The sequence below is a fragment of the Micromonospora sp. NPDC049662 genome (assembly GCF_040675055.1).
Taxonomy (GTDB): domain Bacteria; phylum Actinomycetota; class Actinomycetes; order Mycobacteriales; family Micromonosporaceae; genus Micromonospora.
The window spans coordinates 1-6,369 of record NZ_JBFAOC010000107.1; the positions used below are offsets into that span (position 1 = coordinate 1).

A 6,369-nucleotide genomic window follows, 5' to 3' on the forward strand; every position below is an offset into this window, starting at 1 on the left:
GGCGCGGGGCGCGGGGCGCGGGGCGCGGGGCGCGGGGCGCGGGGCGCGGGGCGCGGGGCGCGGGGCGTGTCCCGTGGGGGCGGTGGGGAGGGTGGGGGTTAGGGTGTCGAACACACGTACTGGGGGAGGGGGCGGCGTGCGGGTGCTGGGGGTCGATCCGGGGTTGACGCGCTGTGGGGTGGGCGTCGTCGAGGGCGTGCCCGGCCGGCCCTGCACGCTGGTCGCCTACTACGTGGTCTACACCGATCCGGCCGACGACCTGGCGTTGCGGCTGCTGCACCTGGACCGGTCGCTGACCGAGTTGGTGACCAAGCACGAACCGGAGAGTGTCGCCGTCGAGCGGGTGTTCAGTCAGCACAACGTCCGTACGGTGATGGGCACCGCCCAGGCCAGCGGCATCGCGGTGCTGGCCGGGGCGCGGGCCGGGTTGCCGGTGCAGACGTACACCCCGAGCGAGGTGAAGGCGGCGGTGACCGGTTCCGGTCAGGCCGACAAGGCGCAGATGACCGCGATGGTGACCCGGCTGCTGCGGTTGGCCGAGCCGCCGAAACCGGCGGACGCCGCCGACGCGCTCGCCCTGGCCATCTGTCACGTGTGGCGCGGCGGCACCCGGTCCAAGCTGGCCGCGGCGGCCGACCGGGCACGACGAGGAGGAGCACGATGATCGCCAGCGTGCGCGGCACGGTGACCGCGACGGGTCCGGATCTGGCCGTGATCGAGGTCGGCGGGGTCGGCCTGGCCGTGCACTGCGCTCCCGGGACGCTCGCCGAGCTGCGGGTGGGACAGTCGGCGCGGCTGGCGACCAGCCTGGTGGTCCGGGAGGATTCGCTGACCCTGTACGGGTTCGCCGACGACGACGCCAGGGCGCTGTTCGAGCTGTTGCAGACCGCCAGCGGGGTCGGCCCGCGGCTGGCCCAGGCCGTGCTGGCGGTGCACACGCCGGACGCGGTGCGCAAGGCCATCGCCAACGCCGACACCGCCGCGCTGACCCGGGTGCCCGGGATCGGCAAGAAGGGCGCCGAGCGGCTGGTGCTGGAGTTGCGTGACCGCATCGGCCCGGTCTCGATCGGCGCCGACGGGGCCGGTGGCGTGACCGGTGGCGCGTGGCCCGACCAGGTCCGGCAGGCGCTTGTCGGGCTGGGCTGGACGGCCGGGCAGGCGGACCAGGCGGTGGCCGCCGTGGCGGAGACGATCGACGGGCCCACCCCGCCCGTGCCGGTCCTGCTCAAGCAGGCCATCCGGCTGCTGGGCCGGACCCGATGAGCGAGACCGACGGGCTCGTCTCGGCGTACGTCAGCGATGCCGAGCGCGACGCGGAGGCGACCGTACGGCCTCGGCGGCTGGCGGAGTTCATCGCCCAGGACCGGGTGCGTGACCAGCTCGACCTGCTGTTGCAGGGCGCCATGCGGCGGGGGTCGCCCCCGGACCACATCCTGCTCTCCGGGCCACCCGGGCTGGGCAAGACGAGCCTCGCCAACATCGTCGCCGCCGAGCTGGGCGCGGGCATCCGAGTGACCAGCGGTCCGGCGATCGAACGGTCGGGTGACCTGGCGGCGATCCTGACCAGCCTCGCCGAGGGCGACGTGCTCTTCATCGACGAGATCCACCGGATCGCCCGACCGGCGGAGGAGCTGCTCTACAGCGCGATGGAGGACTTCCGGGTCGACGTGGTGGTCGGCAAGGGGCCGGGCGCGACCGCGATCCCGCTGGACGTCGAGCCGTTCACCCTGGTCGGCGCGACCACCCGCTCGGGTCTGCTGACCGGACCCATGCGGGACCGGTTCGGTTTCGTCGCGCACCTCGACTTCTACGCCCCGGCGGATCTGGAGACGCTGCTGCACCGTTCGGCGCGCATCCTCGGGGTGCCGATCACCCCGGACGGCGCGGCCGAGATCGCGGGCCGCTCCCGGGGCACGCCCCGGATCGCCAACCGGTTGTTGCGCCGGGTCCGTGACTACGCGGAGGTCCGCGCCGACGGTGTGGTCACCCTCGGCACGGCCCGCAAGGCGCTGACGGTGTACGACGTCGACGCGCTGGGCCTGGACCGGTTGGACCGGGCGGTGCTGACCGCCCTGGTGGACTCGTTCCGGGGTGGCCCGGTCGGGCTGTCCACCCTCGCCGTGGCGGTGGGGGAGCAGCCGGACACGGTCGAGGAGGTCTGCGAGCCGTTCCTGGTGCGTGCCGGCCTGTTGGCGCGCACGCCCCGGGGGCGGGTGGCGACGGAGGCCGCCTGGCTGCATCTGGGGCGTACGCCACCGAATGGTACATTTGGGGCGGATATCCCGCCGACACCCGATCTGTTCTCCGTAGATACCGATCAGCCGTAATGTGAACGTGATCTGTGCCGCATTCGGTGTTCTCAGGTGCAGGGATTAGACTTCGCCGCGGTCTGTACAGGTTGTGAGAATCCGCCTCCGCTCCGGCACCCCCCGTGCCGGCGTGGAGGCCAATGGGAAGGCAGTAACCGTGCAATACCTTGCAGCGGGTGGTGGAGCCGGCGGCTTCACGCCGGTCCTGATGGTCGTCCTGCTCGGCGGCGTCATGTACTTCATGATGATCCGTCCCCAGCAGAAGCGTCGTCGCGACGCCGAGGCCATGCAGTCCGGGCTCGGCCCGGGCGACGAGGTCGTCACCATCGGCGGGCTCTACGGCACGGTCACCGGCGTCGAGGACGACGCCGTCCTGCTCGAGATCGCTCCGGGCGTCCAGACCCGCTACGCCCGCCCGGCCATCGCCCGGGTGGTCACCCGCGCGGAGCTGCCGAGCGAGCCGGTCACCGAGGACGCGGACACCGTCAAGGAGTGACCTCCCGCGAGGGGTCGACGGTTCCGGCGGCAAGGCCGGCCGACCGACTCCCCGGGGCACCGCGCCCGACGGGGCAGCGGACGTGACGTGAAAACTGGATAGTTGGGTCGACGCCGGGCGTCGGCACGTTCCCGTGGCCGTCGGCGTCCCCGTGCCGGCGTGTCCGGTCACTGTGTCGGCACCCCGCCGACCCAGGTCAGATCGTTGGCCGGAACCCCCGGCTCGACACTCGCCGCCGCCGCGCGCAGCGGCGCGACCGTACAGGGAGACAGGACAACCGTGGCACCACCTCAGGGACAGATGCGCCCCGGCCGGCAACTCGCCGTGCTCGGGCTCATCTTCGTCGTCCTCTACCTTCTGGTGTTCTTCGCGGGCGGTGCCAGCGGCAGCTTCAAGGACCGGCTGGAGCCACGGCTCGGCCTGGACCTGATCGGCGGCACCCGGGTCACGCTGGAGGCGACCAACTCCGTCGACGGTAAGCCCCCGACGGCGGAGAACCTCGAGGAGGCCCGCCAGATCATCGAGAGCCGGGTCAACGCGTTCGGCGTGGCCGAGGCCGAGGTGGTCACCGAGGGCAACCGGAACATCGTCATCTCCCTGCCCGGTGAGAACCGGGACCTCACCGACGTGGGCAGCGCCGCCGAGCTGCGCTTCCGCAAGGTGCTCAAGGCCGCCGACGGCAGCGGGACGGCCGTCGCGCCGCCGGCCGCTGCGCCGACCCCGAGCGCCGCGCCGCCGTCCGGCGCCCCGTCGGCCAGCGCCGCGCCGAAGGTGACCCCGTCGGCCAGCGGTGGACAGGGCGGGATGGCGCCCGCGCCGTCCGCCAGCGCCACGCCGACCCCGTCGGCCTCCGCGAGTGCCGCGCCCTCGGCGAGCGCCAGCGCCGAGCCGGTGCCGGCGAGCATCGAGGAGCAGCGCAAGGCAGTCGAGCAGAAGGTCGGAGCCGCCGCCTGGCAGGCCGCGAGTGGCCTGCAGGCCCCCGCCGACCTGAGCGCCGACCCGTCGCTGGGCGACAAGCTCAAGCCGTTCAGCACGCTGACCCCGCAAGAGGTCGCCGTCCTGCCGGCGCAGATGCAGTTCAACGTGCCGACGATCGGTTGCGCGCAGCTCGACAAGCGCCCGCCGGCGTCGATCTCCGACCCGAAGCAGCAGGTCGTGTCCTGCGAGGACGGCGCGTCGAAGTACCTGCTCGACCAGGCCAAGGTGCTGGGTACCGACGTGGACGACGCCGACGCGGTGCTCGACCAGGCCAACTCCTGGGTGGTCAGCCTCGACTTCACGGGCGACGGCCAGGGCAAGTGGACGGCGCTGACCCGCGAGGCGTTCGGCAACGAGGGCCAGGCCTGTGACGCCACCGCCCTCGGCCAGGACGGCAAGTGCCGGGTGGCCGTGGTGCTGGACAACGAGATCGTCTCCTCGCCGGAGATCCAGGGTGTGCTGACCGGCAACTCGCAGATCACCGGCCAGTTCACCCAGAAGGACGCCAGCACCCTCGCCGGTCAGCTCCGCTACGGCGCGCTGCCGGTGACGTTCGAGCAGCAGGAGGCGCAGAACGTCACGGCGACCCTGGGCGCCAGCCACCTGCGGGCCGGTCTGCTCGCGGCCGGCATCGGCATGCTGCTGGTCATCATCTACGCGTTCTTCTACTACCGGCTGCTCGGCTCGGTCATCTTCCTGAGCCTCATCCTCTCCGCGCTGCTGGTCTTCGGCGCGCTGGTGGTGCTCGGCCGGCAGATCGGCTTCACGCTCACCCTCGCCGGCATCGCCGGCATGATCGTCTCGCTCGGTGTGGCGGCGGACTCGTTCGTCATCTACTTCGAACGACTCAAGGACGAGATCAGAGAGGGTCGCAGCCCACGCAGCGCGGTGCCCCGCGCCTGGATCCGGGCCCGCCGGACGATCATCTCGGCCAACGCGATCACGTTGCTCTCCGCGGTGGTGCTCTACGTGGTCTCGGTCGGCACGGTCAAGGGCTTCGCGTTCGCGCTCGGCCTGGCCACGGTGCTGGACCTGGTCGTGGTCTTCCTCTTCCGGCACCCGATCATGACGATGTTCGCCCGGACCCGGGCGTTCCTGTCCCCGCGGGTCAGCGGCCTGGGCCGGGCTCTTCCGGCCCGCAGCCAGCAGACTCAGCCCCGCAACCCGCGCGCCAAGGAGGCCTGAGATGGCTCAAAACGGTTTGGCGAGCCGCCTCTACAACGGCGAGGCCGGTCTCAACATCGTCGGCCGCCGCAAGCTGTGGTTCGGTGTCGCCGGTGTCCTGATCCTGGTCGCGATCCTCAGCTTCGCGCTCCGCGGTTTCAGCCTCGGCATCGAGTTCGCCGGCGGTAACTCGTTCCAGGTGCCGGCCAGCGTCGGCACCCTGGACGACGCCGAGCGCGAGGTCAACTCGGCCCTCGCGACCGAGAACACCGGCGTCAAGGTCGCCACCACGCAGAAGGTCGGCGGCCCGGGTGGCGACTCGTACGAGCTGCGGACGCCGCAGCTCACCGTCGAGCAGGCCAACGCGGTCAAGGCCCAGATCGCCGAAGACCTCGACATCAACGCCAACGAGATCAGCAGCAACCAGGTCAGCGAGGCGTGGGGCAGCCAGGTGACCGAGCGGGCGGTGCTCGGCCTGGTCATCTTCATCGCGCTGGTGATGGTCTACCTGATCCTGCGCTTCGAGTGGCGGATGGCCGTCGCGGCGGTCTCGTCGCTGTTCATGAACCTGATCCTGACCGCCGGCATCTATTCGCTGGTCGGCTTCGAGGTCACCCCGTCGACGATCATCGGCTTCCTCACGATCCTGGGCTTCGCGCTCTACGACGTGGTGGTGGTCTTCGACAAGGTGCAGGAGAACACGCGGGGCATCACCGCCAACAACAACATGACGTACAGCGAGGCGGCCAACCTGGCCGTCAACCAGAGCCTCATGCGGTCGCTCAACACCTCCGTGGTGGCGCTCCTGCCGGTCGGCGGTCTGCTCTTCATCGGTGCCGGCCTGCTCGGCGCGGGCACCCTGAAGGACCTCGGCCTGGTGCTGTTCGTCGGTATGGCGGTGGCGTTCCTGACCTCCATCCTGGTGGCGACGCCGCTGCTGGCGCTGCTGAAGAACTACGACCCGCGTATCCAGGCGCACAACAAGCGGGTGCAGACCCGCCGGGGTGCGTTGGGCCGTGGTGAGGCCACCGGCAAGGTTACGCCGACGCCGGTCGACGGCGACGCGGCCGACGTGATCGACCCGGACTCGGCGGCGCTGGCCGGCGCGGCCCCCAAGGTGGGTTCGCGGCCGGCGGGCAAGCGGCCGACCGGCGCGCGGGGCGGCCGCCCCGGCGGCGGCGGTAACCGGCCCGGTGGCGCGAAGCGTCGCTGACCGGCCGGCGCGCTCACCGGCGCGAGGCGAGGGCGAAAGGAAGGGCCCCTTGTTATGCACCAGGCGTTAACAAGGGGCCCTTCCTTTCGCAGCACCTGAATGGGCCGGGGCTGACCCGGGAGCAGGGGCCGTGGTGCGCCGAGGACGACGAGCAGGGCCAGCCCGGCGGTGACCGAGCCGAGTCCGACCAGCAGCGGCACCCGGCGCTG

At 71.8% G+C, this 6,369-nt stretch carries 6 protein-coding genes; all 6 read left to right on the plus strand.

The window, feature by feature from the left end:
• Positions 1-136: 136 nt before the first annotated feature.
• Positions 137-664 carry a crossover junction endodeoxyribonuclease RuvC gene (gene ruvC / locus AB0J36_RS34130; RefSeq protein ID WP_357134893.1) on the plus strand — a complete coding sequence of 176 codons (528 nt, stop codon included), beginning with the start codon at positions 137-139 and terminating at the stop codon, positions 662-664.
• Positions 661-1,263, plus strand: a complete 603-nt coding sequence (gene ruvA, locus AB0J36_RS34135) for a Holliday junction branch migration protein RuvA (RefSeq protein WP_357134891.1) — start codon at positions 661-663, stop codon at positions 1,261-1,263. Before ruvC ends, ruvA begins: the two co-directional genes overlap by 4 nt.
• Complete coding sequence (gene ruvB / locus AB0J36_RS34140) at positions 1,260-2,327, plus strand: Holliday junction branch migration DNA helicase RuvB (RefSeq protein ID WP_357134889.1); 1,068 nt, start codon at positions 1,260-1,262, stop codon at positions 2,325-2,327. The genes ruvA and ruvB overlap by 4 nt, the downstream gene beginning before the upstream one ends.
• A 139-nt stretch (positions 2,328-2,466) precedes the next feature.
• Positions 2,467-2,805, plus strand: coding sequence for a preprotein translocase subunit YajC (gene yajC / locus AB0J36_RS34145; protein WP_357134887.1), 339 nt, complete (start codon positions 2,467-2,469; stop codon positions 2,803-2,805).
• Positions 2,806-3,084: 279 nt separating this feature from the next.
• A complete protein-coding gene (secD, locus tag AB0J36_RS34150; RefSeq protein WP_357399286.1) occupies positions 3,085-4,968 on the plus strand; it encodes a protein translocase subunit SecD in 1,884 nt (627 codons plus the stop codon).
• 1 nt (position 4,969) lies between these two features.
• Entirely contained in the window at positions 4,970-6,160 is a 1,191-nt protein-coding gene (secF, locus tag AB0J36_RS34155) for a protein translocase subunit SecF (RefSeq protein WP_357399289.1), read from the plus strand.
• The last annotated feature ends 209 nt before the right edge of the window (positions 6,161-6,369 follow it).